The sequence below is a fragment of the Novipirellula rosea genome (assembly GCF_039541335.1).
GTDB lineage: Bacteria > Planctomycetota > Planctomycetia > Pirellulales > Pirellulaceae > Novipirellula > Novipirellula rosea.
The window spans coordinates 255779-272924 of the sequence record NZ_BAABGA010000029.1; the positions used below are offsets into that span (position 1 = coordinate 255779).

Annotated in this window: 14 protein-coding genes; 7 read left to right on the forward strand and 7 right to left on the reverse strand. The window is 54.7% G+C overall.

Annotation, left to right across the window (positions count from 1 at the left end):
* The first annotated feature begins 114 nt into the window (after positions 1–114).
* Positions 115–1800 (forward strand): cation:proton antiporter domain-containing protein, encoded by a 1686-nt coding sequence (locus ABD971_RS10905; RefSeq protein ID WP_345321945.1) that lies wholly within the window; start codon positions 115–117, stop codon positions 1798–1800.
* Positions 1801–1817: 17 nt separating this feature from the next.
* Here the strand turns inward: ABD971_RS10905 and ABD971_RS10910 are convergent, their stop codons facing one another.
* Together ABD971_RS10910 and ABD971_RS10915 are read right to left on the reverse strand one after the other, a co-directional pair.
* Entirely contained in the window at positions 1818–2231 is a 414-nt protein-coding gene (locus ABD971_RS10910; RefSeq protein ID WP_345321947.1) for a hypothetical protein, read from the reverse strand.
* 79 nt (positions 2232–2310) lie between these two features.
* A complete protein-coding gene (locus ABD971_RS10915) occupies positions 2311–3852 on the reverse strand; it encodes a hypothetical protein (RefSeq protein ID WP_345321949.1) in 1542 nt (513 codons plus the stop codon).
* Positions 3853–4227: 375 nt separating this feature from the next.
* Here ABD971_RS10915 and ABD971_RS10920 point away from each other — a divergent pair, with 375 nt between their 5' ends.
* The 4 genes from ABD971_RS10920 to acs all read left to right on the forward strand — a co-directional run bounded on the left by ABD971_RS10920 (position 4228) and on the right by acs (position 10164).
* On the forward strand, positions 4228–4497 hold the full coding sequence (locus ABD971_RS10920; protein WP_339940018.1) for a hypothetical protein: 270 nt from the start codon (positions 4228–4230) through the stop codon (positions 4495–4497).
* A gap of 99 nt (positions 4498–4596) precedes the next feature.
* The gene (locus ABD971_RS10925) at positions 4597–5415 is read left to right on the forward strand and encodes a TatD family hydrolase (RefSeq protein ID WP_339940020.1); all 819 of its coding nucleotides are present in this window, start codon (positions 4597–4599) and stop codon (positions 5413–5415) included.
* Positions 5416–5719: 304 nt separating this feature from the next.
* The gene (locus ABD971_RS10930; protein ID WP_345321952.1) at positions 5720–7933 is read left to right on the forward strand and encodes an APC family permease; all 2214 of its coding nucleotides are present in this window, start codon (positions 5720–5722) and stop codon (positions 7931–7933) included.
* Positions 7934–8205: 272 nt separating this feature from the next.
* Positions 8206–10164, forward strand: coding sequence for an acetate--CoA ligase (gene acs / locus ABD971_RS10935; protein ID WP_345321954.1), 1959 nt, complete (start codon positions 8206–8208; stop codon positions 10162–10164).
* Positions 10165–10251: 87 nt separating this feature from the next.
* Here the strand turns inward: acs and ABD971_RS10940 are convergent, their stop codons facing one another.
* A complete protein-coding gene (locus tag ABD971_RS10940) occupies positions 10252–10737 on the reverse strand; it encodes a hypothetical protein (protein WP_339940026.1) in 486 nt (161 codons plus the stop codon).
* 154 nt (positions 10738–10891) lie between these two features.
* Positions 10892–11671, reverse strand: coding sequence for a sensor histidine kinase (locus ABD971_RS10945; RefSeq protein ID WP_339940028.1), 780 nt, complete (start codon positions 11669–11671; stop codon positions 10892–10894).
* Positions 11672–11963: 292 nt separating this feature from the next.
* Between ABD971_RS10945 and ABD971_RS10950 the strand changes: the two genes are divergently transcribed.
* A complete protein-coding gene (locus ABD971_RS10950) occupies positions 11964–12239 on the forward strand; it encodes a hypothetical protein (protein ID WP_339940030.1) in 276 nt (91 codons plus the stop codon).
* 168 nt (positions 12240–12407) lie between these two features.
* On the forward strand, positions 12408–13430 hold the full coding sequence (locus ABD971_RS10955; RefSeq protein ID WP_425571290.1) for a type II secretion system F family protein: 1023 nt from the start codon (positions 12408–12410) through the stop codon (positions 13428–13430).
* A 143-nt stretch (positions 13431–13573) separates the two neighbouring features.
* Here the strand turns inward: ABD971_RS10955 and ABD971_RS10960 are convergent, their stop codons facing one another.
* The 3 genes from ABD971_RS10960 to ABD971_RS10970 all read right to left on the reverse strand — a co-directional run bounded on the left by ABD971_RS10960 (position 13574) and on the right by ABD971_RS10970 (position 17105).
* On the reverse strand, positions 13574–13966 hold the full coding sequence (locus ABD971_RS10960) for a cytochrome C oxidase subunit IV family protein (RefSeq protein ID WP_339940032.1): 393 nt from the start codon (positions 13964–13966) through the stop codon (positions 13574–13576).
* Positions 13967–14066: 100 nt separating this feature from the next.
* Positions 14067–15281, reverse strand: a complete 1215-nt coding sequence (locus tag ABD971_RS10965) for a cytochrome c oxidase subunit 3 (protein WP_339940035.1) — start codon at positions 15279–15281, stop codon at positions 14067–14069.
* Positions 15282–15374: 93 nt separating this feature from the next.
* Positions 15375–17105, reverse strand: coding sequence for a cytochrome c oxidase subunit I (locus tag ABD971_RS10970; RefSeq protein ID WP_339940037.1), 1731 nt, complete (start codon positions 17103–17105; stop codon positions 15375–15377).
* Positions 17106–17146: the final 41 nt, after the last annotated feature.

The window sequence follows — 17146 nt, forward strand, 5'->3', positions numbered from 1 at the left end:
GATCCCTTCGCTATTCCCCCCCCGTAGCCAAACGGTCTGTCGATTGCCCTAAGGCCGGAACCGTCTTCTGATTTCCGCTGGGCTTTTACCAGCGGCATCGGAACAGGTCAGGTTATGGGCGATTTTCATTTACACATCACGAGCACGTTAGGGCTGTTGCTGGGCGTCAGTTTGGCTGCGGGCGTGTTCGCCGATGTGTTCCATCTGCCCAAAGTCACCGCCTATCTTTTGGTCGGCCTGCTGGTTGGCCCCAGCGTTCTGGACTGGATTCCCGAAGTCCATGTCGACGGGCTCGAGCCGGTGCTCGAGTTTGCGATGGCCATCGTGCTGTTTAATCTGGGGTGCGAGTTTACATTCTCGAAGGTGCGGCGAATCGCCGCTCACTGTCTGGCGTTATCAGCAGCCGAAATCCTGTTGACTTGCGGGTTGGTGACCCTCGGGCTGAAACTATTTGGCTATGGCAGCAGCACCGCAATCTTGCTGGGATGCTTGGCCGTCGCCACGGCACCGGCGACGACCATCTTGGTGCTGAAAGAATTTCGCTCCGAAGGCCCGGTCACTGAGAGCACCGGTTTTCTGGTCGCGGTCAACAATTTTGCCTGCATCGTGTTGTTCGAGTTTGCCTTTCTCGTGATCCATCTGTTCCAAGGAAAATTGGAGGTCACGATCACCAGCGAACTGCAGTGGCTGATCTCGAATCTGGGGACTGCGTTTGCCTTGGGGGTCGCGGGCGGCTTGATCATTAGCTACGGATGCGGGCTGTTGAAGTTCAGCCGCTGGTTGGTGTTGCTGATGGCGACCACCACGTTTCTGCTAGGCGCATGCGATTCGCTGCACCTGCCCTACATGGTCACGTTTTTGGTGATGGGCGTGACGGTCGCCAACACGTCGGACATGAAAAACAAGATCGTCGGCGAACTCGACCACTTGTCTGGACTACTGGCGGTCGTTTTCTTTGCCGTCCACGGAACCCACTTGGACGCCAATGCGTTTATCGCTGCCGGAGGGATCGGAGCTCTCTATATTGTTCTTCGTATCGCCGGAAAATGGTTAGGCGTCTATGCTGCCGCACGACTGACGCGGCAGCCGCTCGAAGTGCGTCATTGGCTAGGAACATGCTTGTTCGCGCAAGCCGGCGCCGCGATTGCGTTATCCACGATTGCCGCGAACCGCGATCCCGAATTAGGCAAACCGATACAAGACATCATCCTCGGATCGGTGGTGGTGTTCGAGATCATCGGACCGCTGTTTATCCGCCAATCGTTGTTGCGGACCGGCGAAGTCCCGTTGGCTCAAGCGATCAATCACTCCAGCCGAACGCCGCTGGAACAAGTGCGTGCGGTGGTCGACCGATTTCGTGCCGCGATTCGTCATGATGCACCCGAACGCACGGTCGCCAGCAAAGTCAAAGTCAGCGACTTGTTACGCAAGACGAATGGTATTCATCAATCGGCAAATTTTGATGAGGTCATCGCGCATATCGAACACAGCCACGATAACACCTATCCGGTGGTCGATGAGCGAAAACGCGTAGTCGGAGTCATTCGCTATCCGCTGCTCAGTAACGTGATGTTTGACGAGAGCGTTACGACGTTGATTCGAGCCGAGGATTTGGCGAGTGAGACGGAATCATTTCTTTACCCCGACGAACCCGCGCAGCGTGCTTTTGAATTGTTCGAAGCCGAAACCGACGACTGTATTCCGGTCGTCGGTCGAGCGGAACCGAATGAGCTAGCCGGCGTCGTGCGTCGCAGCGACATCATGCACGCGCTGATCACTCAGCATCGCAAAACGAAATAGACGATTCGTTTGGTTTGTTACGAGAACATGCGACGACGAACCATGGCGATCGTGGCAAGTTGATCGGGTTTGAGTGTCATGGTTTGTTTTGCTGTTGCCAACGCCGAATCAAAATGATGATCAGCCAAAAACAACATCGCTGGCTGCTGTAGCGATGCTTCATCCGCAATTGCCTGCAGCAACTTGCAGCCTTTGCCATTGATCCGGTGGGCGTAACACAGATCGCTGAACAGCGAAACCGAGGAATGGGCATTGCGTGCGACGCGACGTTGAATTTGCCAGGCAACCAGCGACGAAACAATCACGATCGCAGCGGTGATCAACATCCACAGCGACGAATCGCTTGTTGCGGTCGCCGTTTCTTTGTAATGCAGGTTGACGTCACTCATCCGAGTTTCAGCGAACAACAGGAAGGACGTTAAATTGGCCATGTCGAAAATCAAAATAACAATGTGAAAGGATGTTTGTAGAAGCAGACGTTAAATAATGAGAGGCAAATCGCTCCTGGCGTTAGAACGTTTTCATTGCTTCTCGATATCGGATCGCCTTGATCGCTGCGTCACTCACCGGGCAGGGGGGCAATGCAGACATTTCTTTTAACAGCGATAGCGTGCTGTTGCTTTCGGCTCGTGACATGACTTGGCATGCGAGCACACGTGCTTCCTGGTGGTCTTCGCGAGAGATCCGCTCGAACGAATCGCTCAGCAAATCGACGGCGGCCAAGGCGTCCGCTGCGGCAATTGCATCCATCCGTTTGTTTAGCACTGGATGACGGAGCCCGTCGCGTATCCGTGCGATCGCTTCGGTATCGATCGTCATCACCACACGTCCCAACGCGCGTCGATGCTTCTCGGGCATGTCCGACAATCGGTGCAACATCGCGTCGGCGTGTAGCGGGCTGAGGATGCGGCGAACCGAACGAACCAGCGAAGCGTCTTGATGATCAAGCAATTGAATCAAATGATCAAGCAGCAACGCGACTGAATCCGCAGCAATCGCGTCTTGATTCCCGCTGGCGATCAACAACGCCGCTTGATGCCAAATTTCGAAACTAGGTATGCTGCATTTCATCATCCCGGCAACTGCCGCAGGAATGCATCCATGACCATCACGATGAATGGCCGCTACGATCGTGCGGAGATACACCAGGGGGTCGCCACCCGATTGACTGTAAACATGAATCGCAGCAGCACGATGATTCGCACTGATCGCGTCCATTAGTGAGTCATCGTCCGCACAACACTTGGGCATCCCAAGTTCTTGCAGATTCTTTAACACGGTGGGTGAGGGTTCTTCGCCAATCGCACGCAACAGCGAATCACGAAACACGTCGTCCGTGCGGCTGGCCAAAATTTCGAGCAGGAACGAGGGCACGTTGCGGCGACAAATAAACCCAGCCAACAGTTCGACCATTCCAGCACGCTGGGTGGTCAGCAATCGATTGCCGATCATTTTGCAATATTCGGAGCTGGATGATGTGAATTGTCGCAATTCAGCATCGGCCCAAGTCGAATTGACCAAAAAGGCATCAATCAATTGCTCGTTTTTATGTTTGTGGATCCGCTGGACCGATTCCGAAAGCGCGGCAACCACGGGAGTGCGAACCGACGGTTTGTCTCGATTGGCGCGTGCCTCGTGCCCGAGTTCATGAGCCAACTGTAGAATCGCATCGGTCGCGGCTTCACGGATGGTTTCGGATGAATGCGATTCTGCAATTGGAATCAAATCGACCAACAACGGGTACAACCCGATCATCACCGACGCGTTGATCGCGTGCGAAAGGTTGTCGTCTTGGTTTTGCAGCGATTTCTGGACGGCTGGCGTGATCCAAGCTTTCCGCTTGCGAAGTTGGCCAAACAAATCGGGTGGAAAGATATCCCATCGCGACAGCACCGCTTCAGCGCAATGCGGCTCGCTTCGCTGCAACAACGACTCGACGGAATGCGACCGTACCATTTCGCTGCTGTCTTCGAGCGCGATCAAAAGCAAATCCACCGCAGCAGCATTGCGGGACTCGGCGAGCGTTGCGAAAGTGAGTGAAGGACCTTGCATTCTTCTTCAAATGACAATGTTGGGGGTCTCGATATCAATCCGACGTGCCAAGAAGGACATTCACCATCATGTCGTCAGGCAACCGTAGCTTGATGAAGTGCATGAAATCGCATTGCCAGCAGAAAATGTGTTGCTCAGGCAACGTGAATCGACACCGCAAACGTCACAAACGGAATAACCGAGTCGATCGGCACCTATTTGTGGGGTGAGACCACCCGCGCATGCGACATGCCGTCGGCTTTTTGTCGGATTCGATTCCACGGGCGTATGCTCTATAATCACGGTGAGGCACCGGGGATCGCGGCGGCCTCGCACCCGCGATGGAAACCACCCTCTTGGGTATCAACAACGAACCTACAACCCTTTGTTAATCCAATGAATCAACGCCCCGCAAACATTGTTCTCGAGGAATCCTTTTTGGATGTTCGAGCGAAGGTGCTCGAAATCGCCGCGGTACTCGATCGCGTCGATCGGTCGCTGCAAGACGGCACGCCGCTGGACGAAGACATCAGCGTGCGACGCGATAAGATTCATGATGCGATTCGATTGCTGCTGAGCGAAGAACCCGATCGTGCCGAACGGGTGCAATTGCTATTCTCGCGAAAATATTCCCCCGCTTGGCGGTCGGAATTAAAAGTCGATTGATTTGGCCCTAAGGAAGACGTTCCCGTTGGCCGCGGGGAACCGTTTGCGAATCACCATCCTCTATCACTCCCACACCATTTGACCTCGAGCTAATTTGCCATGGACTACATCGACCCCCACATTCACATGGTGTCTCGGACCACCGACGACTACGCGACGCTGGCGCGGATGGGATGCGTGGCGATGAGTGAGCCGGCTTTCTGGGCTGGCTACGACCGAGGCAGTGTCGATGGGTTCCGCGATTACTTTCGCCAACTCACCGAAACCGAACCCAAACGCGCGGCCGCGTATGGGATCCAACATTTCACTTGGCTGTGCATCAACGCCAAAGAAGCCGAAAATGTTTCGCTGTCGCGCGATGTGATTGCGATGATCCCCGAATTCCTCGAAGCCGCCAACGTGCTCGGAATCGGCGAGATCGGGCTGAACAAGAACACTCGCAACGAATCGATCATCTTCCTCGAACATCTCGAATTGGCGATCAAACATAACCAATCGATCTTGATTCACACGCCGCATTTGGAAGATAAATTCCAAGGCACGCGGATGATTCTGGATATGTTGTCCGATGATCAGCGACTCGACCGCACTCGCGTCCTTGTCGATCATGTCGAAGAGCATACGATTGCCGAAGTACTGGATCGAGGTTTTTGGGCAGGCATGACGCTGTATCCGGTCACAAAATGTACGCCGGAACGAGCGGCGGACATGATTGAAATGACCGGAGGTGAACGGTTGCTCGTGAATTCGGCGGGCGATTGGGGGCCGAGTAAACCGACTGCGGTTCCCGATTTGATCTTTGAATTACGTCGACGCGGTCATCGTGAATCACTGATCAAAAAAGTGGTTTATGACAACCCGATTGAGTTCTTCTCGCAAAGTTCTAACTTCAAATTCAAACCACGCGACGTCTCCTAGACGTAGGAGACTGCTGATTTAGTTGGGCGTTTTGGCGTGAGTCACAGTTTCGTCGCCACTGAACCAGGGCTAGTGCCCAAGCGGCTAACAGGTTTTCACCCATTGATTCCTGCTGACCTGCTTCGTAGCGGCACGGTGCGGGTCCCGTTCGGTTGCAGCGAGTTAAACGTTCGGTTGAATTAGCGAGCCTTGATGCGTAGCGGCGGAGGTTTTGCGCACGACCTCATTTGCATACGCCTTACGGCGGATCCTTTGCGTTTAAAACATTCACTAGATCAACTCTTCGCCAAGATGGCAAACCTTGATGAGTTCCGCATCCCTAAGTAGCGCCGCGTCAAAACAGCGAAGTGGACATGGATTCGGAACCATCGCAGGGGTTTTTACGCCCTGCATGTTGACGATTCTTGGCGTCATCATGTTTTTGCGGTTTGGGTTTGTGGTTGGCCAAGCCGGGATTATCGGCACCATGGCGATCGTGTTGTTCAGCAACGCGATCACATTGTTAACCACGCTCTCGTTGTCCGCGATCGCCACCAACACCAAAGTCGAAGGGGGCGGTGCGTACTTTTTAATCAGCCGCAGTTTGGGCGCAGAATTTGGCGGCGCGATCGGACTCGTCTTCTTCGCCGCTCAAGCGCTATCGGTGGCAATGTATGTGATCGGGTTTACCGAAGCATTGGTCGGCTATCTGCCCGACGGAACGTCGCCCACGTTAGTCGCATCGCTTACCAATATCGCGGTATTTGGCTGTGTGGCCATCGGCGCCGCGTGGACGATGAAGCTGCAGTTTCTGATTCTGGCGGCGGTGCTGTTTGCCCTGTTTTCGTTTTACGCTGGAGCTTGGACGCAGTTTGACGCAGGCATTTTCCTGCAAAATACGGGCAGCGGGTTCAGTGGCGGTGAGTCGTTTTGGACTGTGTTCGCGTTGTTCTTTCCCGCCGTGACGGGGATCATGGCGGGAGCAAACATGTCGGGCGATCTCCGTAACCCTGCTCGCTCGATTCCCTTGGGGACTCTCGCTGCGGTCTTTGTTACCGGGCTGATCTACATTTCCGAAGCGATTCTGATCGGAGGATGTCGTGACCGCGAAACCTTGATCACCAACAACTTGGTGCTCTCGGATATTGCGGTGATGCCTGCGTTGATCGCTGCGGGGGTGTTCGCCGCAACGATCTCTTCGGCGCTGGGCAGCATGATGGGAGCACCGCGGATTCTGCAGTCCCTGGCCCGCGACCGGTTGTTCCGTTGGCTCCAACCACTGGGGATCGGGTCGGGTGCCAATTCGGAACCACGACGCGCCATCTTTGTGACGTTTTTGATCTCGCAAGCCGGCATCCTGCTTGCCGACCTCAACACGATTGCACCGCTGATCACGATGGCATTTTTGGTGACCTATGGGCTGCTGAATCTCGCCACCTTCTATGAATCGATCACCAAAAACCCTAGCTACCGTCCTCGATTCAAATTTTGCCACTGGACCACGTCGCTCGCGGGTGCGATCGGATGCGGGATCGTCATGCTGTTGATCGATTGGCAATGGGCGTTTGTAGCGATTTCGCTGTTCGCCGCTTTGCATTGGTATTTGTCAAAAATCGATCTCTCCGCCGATTTCGGTAACGTCACCAGCGGTTTGCTGTTCGAGCGAACACGCAAAAATTTGTTAAAACTCGAAGGCGAGCTTTATCATCCCAAAAATTGGCGACCGTTTGTATTGGCGCTCAGCGGCACCGGTTTTTCGCGTCCTCATCTGGTGGTCTTTGGACATTGGTTGACGTCACGCACGGGCATTTTGACGCTTGGGCAAGTCATCCAAGGCGAATTGGATGATCGCCATCGGCGTCGAATCTCGCAAGAAAGAATGCTGCACGCGATGATTGGCGAGCACGGGCTGAACGCGTTTCCCGCCGTGGTGGTCGCCAGCGACTATGTGACCGGCGTCGAAGCACTGGTGCAGTGCCAAGGGTTAGGCCGACTGCGTCCCAACGCCGTGCTGCTTGGTTGCCCACTTTCGGTCGACCGCATGAAGATTTTCGGTGGCCTGCTTCGAAACTTGCGAGGACTATCACGCAGTGCCGTCGTGCTCCGCCGCACGGATGAACCCGCCGACGATTGGAAACCCCCAAGCGGCACTGTGGACGTTTGGTGGCGCGGACGTGCCAATGGCGAATTGATGGTGCTGTTGGCACACCTGCTATTGCAGAACGAAGATTGGCGAGGACGTGAGTTGCGACTCTTGCGGGTCGTGGACAACGAAGCCGGAATCGACGAAGTGCGAAATCACCTGAATGGACTATTAAAGGCAGCCAGAATTCCTGGCGTTACCAAAGTTGTCGTCTCGAAAGATCCTGAATTAGCAATCCAGACGACAAGCCGTAACGCCGCGATGGTATTCCTGGGCATGCAACCACCCAACATCGGCGACGAAGAGGCGTTCTTCTATCGCACTGAAAAGTTGGCGGGCGGTCTATCGCGAGTCGTCTTTGTCCAAAGCGCAGGCGGGATGCGACTCGAGTCCTGAGCAGGGTCCTCAATCACAATCTTACTCGTCATTGGATTGGCCCATTTTTTCGTTTGCCCCCTATTTGTGGGCTGGTGATGCTTGCTGTGGAGGCACATGGAGAGGGTTGGCCGTCGTAAGCTGGTCGCAATGCGGGTATAAAATCCATTGTGTGGTGAAATTGCGGTGCCGATTCCATTACACTGTGCGTTTGCAAACGCGTTTGTAAGCATCAAGATTGGGCCTTCGCGTTCGATCGATTCCCCCCCTTTTTCCTGATTGGCTTTCCCTCCATGACCAAATCTCCCTCAGGGCAAATTGACCACGTTCTGACCGAAGATCGTTTGTTCCCGCCCCCCGCCGAATTTACTCAGAAGGCCGTTTTTTCGACGACGGACCAGTATCAGGAGATGTACAAGCGTGCGGCTGAAAATCCGGATGACTTTTGGCGTGAAGAAGCGCTCGAGCATCTGCATTGGTTCGAGCCGTTCGGCGAAGTGTGCAAGTGGAATCCGCCTCACGCCGAGTGGTTTGTTGGTGGAAAAACCAACGCCAGCTACAACTGTTTAGATCGACACATCGACGCCGGCCGAGGCGATCGCGCGGCCATCATTTGGGAAGGCGAACCGGGCGATACGCGGACGCTAAGCTACAGTGAACTTCGCCGCGAAGTTTGCAAATGCGCCGAAGGGCTAAAACAGCTCGGCGTGGGTGCAGGCGACGTGGTCAGTATCTACATGCCAATGACGCCCGAGCTTGCGATCTCGATGTTGGCTTGTGCCCGCATTGGTGCAGTCCACTCGGTTATCTTTGCGGGCTTTAGTGCCGAGTCGATTGTTGATCGGAACAACGACGCCGGTGCGAAATTGATGATCACCGCGGACGGGCTGTACCGCCGAGGCAAGATTTTGCCGCTCAAGAAAACGGTAGACGAAGCGCTCGAAAAATCGCCCACCGTCAAACACTGTTTGGTGCTAAAACGTACCGGCCAAGACGATGTCGCGATGACCGACGGACGCGATGTGTGGTGGCACGATGTGGTCGATACACAGCCCGGTGAAATCGCTGCCCAGCCGATGGACAGCGAAGCATCGTTATTCATTCTGTATACCTCCGGCAGCACCGGGAAACCCAAGGGAATTCGGCACACCACCGCGGGCTACAATCTGTGGGCCAAACGAACGTTCCAGTGGGTGTTTGATCATCGCGAGGACGATGTCTATTGGTGCACCGCCGATTGTGGCTGGATCACCGGGCACACCTATATCGTCTATGGTCCGTTGTCCGCAGGGGCAACCTGTTTGATGTATGAAGGCGCGCCAAACTTTCCCGCCGAAGATCGTTTTTGGGAGCTGATCGAGAAGTACAAAGTAACGATTTTGTACACCGCTCCGACCGCAATCCGTGCGTTCATCAAATGGGGCGACGAGCATGTCGACAAGCATGATCTATCGAGTTTGCGATTGCTGGGAAGCGTGGGTGAAGGGATCAATCCCGAAGCTTGGATGTGGTACCACAAAAAGATTGGCGGCGAGCGTTGCCCGATCGTCGATACGTGGTGGCAAACCGAAACAGGCGGCATCATGATGAGTCCGCTGCCGGGGATCACCGCAACCAAACCAGGCTCCTGCACCACTCCGCTGCCGGGCGTTGTGCCAGCGATCGTGGACGAAACCGGAAACGAAGTCGACGATCACCACGGCGGTATGTTGTGTATCGCCAAACCGTGGCCGGGCATGCTGCGAGGCATCTGGGGTGACGAAGATCGTTATGCCGAACAATATTGGTCGATGGTTCCCGGAAAATATCTCACCGGCGATAACGCGCGTCGAGACAAAGATGGCTACTACTGGATCATGGGCCGCATCGATGATGTGATCAATGTCTCAGGACACCGGCTCAGCACGATCGAAGTCGAAAGTGCACTGGTCAGCCACGATGCGGTCTGTGAGGCGGCGGTCGTGGGACGGCCCGATGAAATCAAGGGGCAAGCCATCGCGGCATTTGTCACGATCCGTGATCGCGAACCCGACGAGGCGTTGCGGACAGAGCTGAAGCAGCATGTGCGGAAGCAGATCGGAGCACTCGCGCAACCCGATGATCTGCGGTTCACTGCATCGCTGCCGAAAACACGAAGCGGCAAGATCATGCGGCGCTTGCTGCGAGATATCGCGTCGGGCAACGAGATCGGCGGCGATACGTCGACCCTCGAAGATTTCTCGGTATTGGCCAAGATCCGCGACGACGAATAGGCACCCCCGAGCGACATTTCCAGTAGCGAAACTCGCCAAGAGTTTCGCATGCTGGGATGGTGTTGACGAACGTCTTCGCGACATTCGCTACGCGGTATAACGCGTCACGGCCGATTCGGGATACCCGTCGTAGAAACGGCGGATCCAGTGTCGGCCGGACCACTGTTGTAGATGCCGCTGCCATCCGTTTCGCTCGAGCAAGCGGTCGCTGATCGCACCGTTAGTGACATGCGCGACGATTGCGGCAGCGTTGCGAATACGGGCAATTTCCTCGAGCACACGGATGGCACCGATAAAGGTTTTGTAACCTGCCTGATGGCCCGAGCGAATGTAGTCGAGCGTCAAGAAGCCAGGCATGCCAAACGGTTGATGGTAATCCAGCCAACAGACGTCGTCGTTCATTCGCCCATATTTCGATTGCCACCACACCTGGGCTACCGACACGCTGCCCGCGACGAGCCGCCGCTGGACTTTGACAAACCGGCCACCTTGCATCACGATTCGGCCACACCGCCACGAACGCAGTTGAGCTTGGCCATCGCGAATGTCGGTGATGAAACTCGGTCCAAACATGATCCTGTTCTCGTTTGTTGGTCCGATGCGATTCGGGTGTAGCGAAAGTCGCCAAGACTTTTGGGGGGTGACGGCGTTGACCGAAACTCACGCGCGAGTTTCGCTACCTTGAAGTTGATAACCACTGATGACAGGCTAGCAGCCTATCCCACGGTTAGGCGGCGGCTTGTTGTCCGTTTGCGATCGGCAAGCGAATCACAAATGCGGTGCCGCGACCGACGGTGCTTTCCACTCGGATGCGACCTTTGTGGGTGTCGATGATTTCTTTGCAGGCGGCCAATCCCAAGCCAGTGCCCCCTTTTCCTGATTCGTCGGGACCCGCCTTCGTGGTAAAGAAGGAGTCAAAAATGCGAGGTAATTCGGACTTGGGGATTCCGCAACCACTGTCGCGAATCATCAGCTCCACCCACTCGTCCTGTGCCGAGCGCGTGAGCTTGACAAGGATGGTGCCCCCTTCGGGCATCGATTGTCGTGCATTGATCAGCAGGTTCAACAAGACGCGTTGGATCTGATTGCCGCTGGCGAATGCTTTCGGAGTCGAGGCATCGATTTCGGTTTCGATGCTGATGCGGTACTTTCGCATCTCACGCTCCAATAGCACCAATGAATCGTTGATGATGCTGGCCAAATCAGTCGGCTCCATCGATTCACTGCGATTGCGAGCTTGGGCCAAAATCGTGTTGGTGATCTTGGCGGCTCGTTCGGACGCTTCAAGGATTTTGCTGAGCGCCTTGTCGCGGCTGGCGTCATCACGATTGCGAATTCCCAGCTTCGAATAATTGATCACGGTCATCAACACGTTGTTGAATTCATGAGTCGCGGTACTCATCAATTCCCCCAACGAAGCGAGGCTTTGCAGTTTCCGCATTTCCGCACGAAGGTATTGGATTTCCGCTTGCGCGTCGTTGCGAGATGGCAGAGGAGATGATGACATAGTGATACGGTTTCATGCGAGCGAATGCGGCCGGTTTATCGACACAGTCGCTGCGGTGGATCAGGTGGCACTGATGCCAATGCGACTGTAAATGATCTATCGTCGAAGCCCGTCGATCCGCTACACCTCGTATGATCGTACCTGCATAGTTTGCCACGCTAGCCGAGTCGATCGGTGTCCCCTGGGCTGCGAAAGGATTCCGACTAGGCAAACTGTTTTCATTAGCCCGCTATTTTTGTCACGCCACTTTAGTTTTGCCCCGCCATTTTTTTACTGTGTGATGGATCGACCGATGCGGAATCAAGCAAGTGATTCAAAAATTGCTGACGAAAACGTGGTTCAGCGACTGCGTCGTCGCACTCAACAAGCTCGCGACTTGGGATTTCATGTCCGCACCGAATTGCTTGATGGGCAAGAACCGTCGTGGTGCATGATCGGCAAGCGAAAAACGATCTTTATCGATCTCGCCCAAACCGCGGCCGAGCAGCTTCGCCAACTCGAAGAATCGATGTCCGAGTACCAGCAGCGTTTGCGGAAATCACGCGAATCGATGAATCCAGCAGCCTGAGTGGCGGCGGTTTCTGATTCGGCGTCACCCCAAAAAAACGACTCTTTTTTCGCTGTCAGCGGCCGAAATAGCGTCGCTGGCTACTTTTCAGCCTCGTGACACGGCACAATAGGCAGATCATCATCTGGTTCTGTTGACTCGCTGTGATTTTTTTGAGGCCGTTGTCCTGTGTTTTCTCGCCGAATGAAGCTGTCCGCTGCCTCTGGCTTTTGCTATCGATTTGGAACCGGCATCAAAGCGGGGGCCGATTTGCTAGCGATGCTGCAGAGCGAAGCGGGCTATGGCCCACCTCGTCAACGCGCGGCGATGGTGGCGATTCGCGAGGCGGCCAAACAGGGTGAACTGCTGAGTGAATCGATGAAGCGAGAGGATCCGTTTTTCCCACCGCTGTTGATCTCGATGGTTCGCGTGGGCGAAGCCACCGGGCGACTAGAGCGTGCCCTGCTGTCGCTGGCCGAGCATTACAAACACCGATTGGCGCTGCGTCAGAAATTTATCAGTTCGCTCGCATGGCCTGCGATTCAATTGATTTTGGCCGTGTTGGTGGTGTCGCTATTCATTTGGTTGATGGGCCAATTTAATATGGCCGATATGCTCGGATTCGGGCTGACCGGCACCCAGGGCGTTTTGAAACTTTGGGCTTACTTGTTTGTCTTTTCGCTGTTCGTCGGCGCGGCCATCTGGGCGTTCATGCGAAATGTCGGCGGGGTCCAGAATCTGATTCCGCTGCTCTACATGATTCCGGTGCTAGGCCCAGCTTTGCAGACAATCACATTGTCGCGATTTTGCTGGACCTTGTCGCTTAGTCTGGATGCGGGACTCGATCCGATTCGCTCGATCTACTTGGCACTCGAAAGCACCGATAGCGACTACTACAAAAGTGTCGGCAAGGATGCCGAAGAGGCGATCCTCGGTGGCGATTCACTCTCAGGGGCATTGAAGGCGACGCGGTTATTTCCCGATGAGTTCATCACTCGAGTGGAGATATCTGAGTTGTCGGGAACCGACGCCGAATCGATCGACATGCTCGCTCAAGAGTATGACGAGAAAGCGAAGCGTGCGGTCGGTACGCTGGCAGGACTTGCGACCGGCATCGTCTGGCTCGGCACCATGGGCGTGCTGGTCTTTTTGATCTTGCGGATCGCATTGAGCATCGGGGGCGCCTATAGCGACGCGTTGCAGCCAATCTAAGGGAGAGGGCCCGGCCGGATCAATTTGCCCCAAGCGATGCGGATCCGGGATGCAGATCCGGCAGGATTCGTAAGTGATGGCGAGCTCATCACTGAGCCGCCATGCCGGAACTTCGCTCCGCTGCGAGTTACCGAAGGCCGATCCTAGGAATCGGTGGTCGTGATGACGATGCCGTCGTCCACAGGGATCTGGTCGGGAGACGTCAGCAAGCTGTCGCTGAGCGTGAAGATGATAAAGATCCCCAGAAACACGAAGGACGAGACAAATACGACAGCGTTAAACGGTTTGTCGTACAAGACGTGCATGAAAAACATGACGACAAGCGACGCTTTGACCGTCGCGATTGCCATTACCACGACCACGTCGTAATCGCCGAAAAAGCTAAAACTTGCTTGCGCAACAGTGACGATCGTCAAGAAAACGAGCGCGGCGAAGACGCCAAACAAAATCGGCAACGGCAACGGGTGAGCAAAGTCATAGCCTTCGCGATGTTCACCAGCGGCATGGTCAGAAGAAGCGGAATCGTGAGCGGACATAATCGGTAAATCGAATGAGTTGTGTGTGTCGTCAAGCCGAGGCCCCGTTCGATACGTTCGCCAATGCGATGACGTGGGGCCGCAAAAACCAATGAATGCGTTAGCGAATCAGATACAACAATGGGAACAGGTAGATCCAAATCAAGTCGACCAAGTGCCAATACAAACCGACGTAGTCGACCGGGCCAAAGTAGTTGTGATTGAATTCTTGGCGAACTGATCGCACCAACAACCAGACCAACACTCCGATGCCCGCCAGGATGTGGATCGCGTGGACTCCGGTCATACAGTAGTAGATGCTAAAGAAGACGCCCGCTCGGCTCGGTGTCAAAAATTCACTCGGTACCGAATCGATTGTCGCATCAATTTCGTATTGACCCACAATAGCCGATCCGCTGGCCATCGCCGATTGACGTTCCATCGCGCTCAATTCGTTTTGAACACCGGTGTTGGTCGCGTCGGTTGCCAATCGCTCTTGCACGCCGTACTCGGTACCCGCAACTTGGTTTTCAAGCGTTGCAAGTGATTCTGGTTTCGCGTGATCTGCGTTTTCGGCATGATCGTGACTCGCGACAACCGCATGCTCTTCGCCAGCATGCTCTTCTCCGGCGTGCTCGCCCGACTCGGAGGCGTGTGCTTCGGTCGAATCGCCACTTTCGAGAATCGTACCCAGTCCGACGCCGCCAAAGAAGCTTGCACAAACGACGATCAAAGGCAGTGCGACGGCGGCTTGGAATTTTTTACCTTGAAGTACCGCGATTGCGTACCAAACCACCACACCGATCAGGGCGATGATGAAGGGGAAACAGATCCACAACAAGTAGTTGGGACCACCCTCGTGATGCGGATGGGCGGGGTCGTAGCTAAAGAGTCCCGCGGGCAACAATCCCATGTGGAACTTGTGCGAGTACTCGATCGCTTTGACGCCCAAGAAGACCATCGCACATGACAGCGTGGTTGCCAGCAGTGCGGTCAAGCCTTTGTGGTTCTCGGTTTGTGAACAGCGAACGGCCCAAGCCATCGTCAGCGAACTGAATAGCAGCACGCCGGTGTTGATCGCGCCCAGTTTAGTATTGAGGAACTGGCTGCAACCTTCAAAGACTTCCGGACGCAACGAGCGAAAGATCGCGTAGGCGCAAAACATGCCACCGAAGAACAGGACTTCGGTAACAAGGAAGATCCAAATGCCAAGCTTGCCACTGTCGAACTGTTGTTCAGGAGTGTCAAAATGATGCGCCAAATACGACGGGTGATCGTGGTCATGATCATGAGCGCCGTGAGCGTCAGTCGCGGAATCAGCTTCGAGAGTGGACATGAAGATTGGAAGCAGGAAAAAGGTTGAAAGTGTCAGGAGCCGCGGCACTCGACAGGGGAATACCGCGGTAAATCAATCGTTGATGATGAACGACTAGTGCTTGTGGCTTGCGTGAGCTGGCGATTTCGCCGGATCCGACTCCGGAGCCAATTTGCGTTCAGGTTGAACCGTCACGTAGCGTTCGTCCGATTCTTCCCATTCGATGTCGTGGAAGTCGTAGGGGTCACCCACAACCGGAGCACGTTCAAAGTTGTAGAACGGTGGTGGGCTGGTGCAGTTCCATTCCAAAGTCGCTCCGCCCCATGGATTCGCAGGAGCTCGTTTGCCTCGGAACAATGAATGCATCAGCGTGATGAACGCGACCAAGATGCCAAAGCCCAGCAGCAACGCACCATAGGTGCTCATTTGATGCAAGAAAGCAAACTCGGGATCGTACGTCGCGTAACGTCGTGGCATTCCACGGCTACCGAGCACGAACTGTGGCAAGAACGTCAAGTTGAAACCGAGGAACACGAGCAGTGCGGAAATCCGGCCACCTGTTTCGTTGAACATCTTGCCAAACAACTTCGGCCACCAGTGGAACACGCCGCCGAGGAACGCAACCAACGTCCCACCCACCATCACATAGTGAAAGTGAGCGACAACGAAGTAGGTATCGTGCAAGTGTTGGTCCGTCGCCAAGGTTCCCAAGTGCAACCCGGTCAAACCACCAATCGTGAACAAAAAGATGAACGAGATGCCGTAGCACATGGGGGCGGTCAAGCTGATCGACCCTTTGTACATCGTGGCCAACCAGTTAAATACCTTGATCGCCGATGGAATCGAAACCGTAAAGGTCAACGCACTGAATACGATCGTCGTCAGCGAGCTCATTCCTGCGGTGAACATGTGGTGTCCCCAAACCAGGAATCCCAGCAATGCAATCGCGATGGACGAGTAGGCGATAAAGCGATAGCCAAAGATGTGCTTGTGGCTGTGAACGCTGATGATTTCGCTGATGATACCGAAGGCAGGCAAAATCATGATGTAAACCGCAGGGTGACTGTAGAACCAGAAAAAGTGCTGGTAGGTCACCGGGTCACCGTTGAATTCAGGATTGAAAATCCCGATCTGCATCGTTCGCTCGGCGATCAGCAATAGCAGGGTGATCCCAAGTACGGGCGTCGCCAAAACTTGGATGATGCTGGTCGCGTAGGTTGCCCACAAGAACAACGGCATGCGGAACCATGTCATCCCCGGCGGACGCATTGTGTTGATCGTGACGATGAAGTTCAAACCGGTAAAGATCGAGCTAAACCCAAGAATGAACGCCCCCATCGTGGCCATGATGACCGACGTGTCGGTCGTTGTGCTGTAAGGCGTGTAGAACGTCCAACCTGTATCGAGTCCACTCGAAAACAGTGCCATGACAAAGAAGATTGCCCCGAAAACCCACAGATAGAAACTACTCAGATTCAACCTGGGAAAGGCCACATCCTTTGCCCCCAGCATCACCGGAACTAAGAAGTTTCCGAGTGCCGCGGGGATACTTGGGATGATGAACAAGAACACCATGATCGCGCCGTGCAGCGTGAACACTTGGTTGTAAATGTTGTTGGCGTTCGCACCGTGGAACATCCAGCCTTCGGGATCCATCAAGTGCAAACGAATCGCCAGCGCGAGCAGACCGCCCAACGCGAACGATACCGTGACCCCGATCAGGTACATCACGCCGATTCGTTTGTGGTCCAGCGTGAACATCCAACTCAGAATTCCCTTGGAATTCGTCAGATAGTTTTCTCGCTCGGTGGGAAACCCAGGGTCGCGAATGGTTCCAGCAGACATCTCAAATACCTCGTCAAACGCAGGAAATGCGTCAGTCTTCT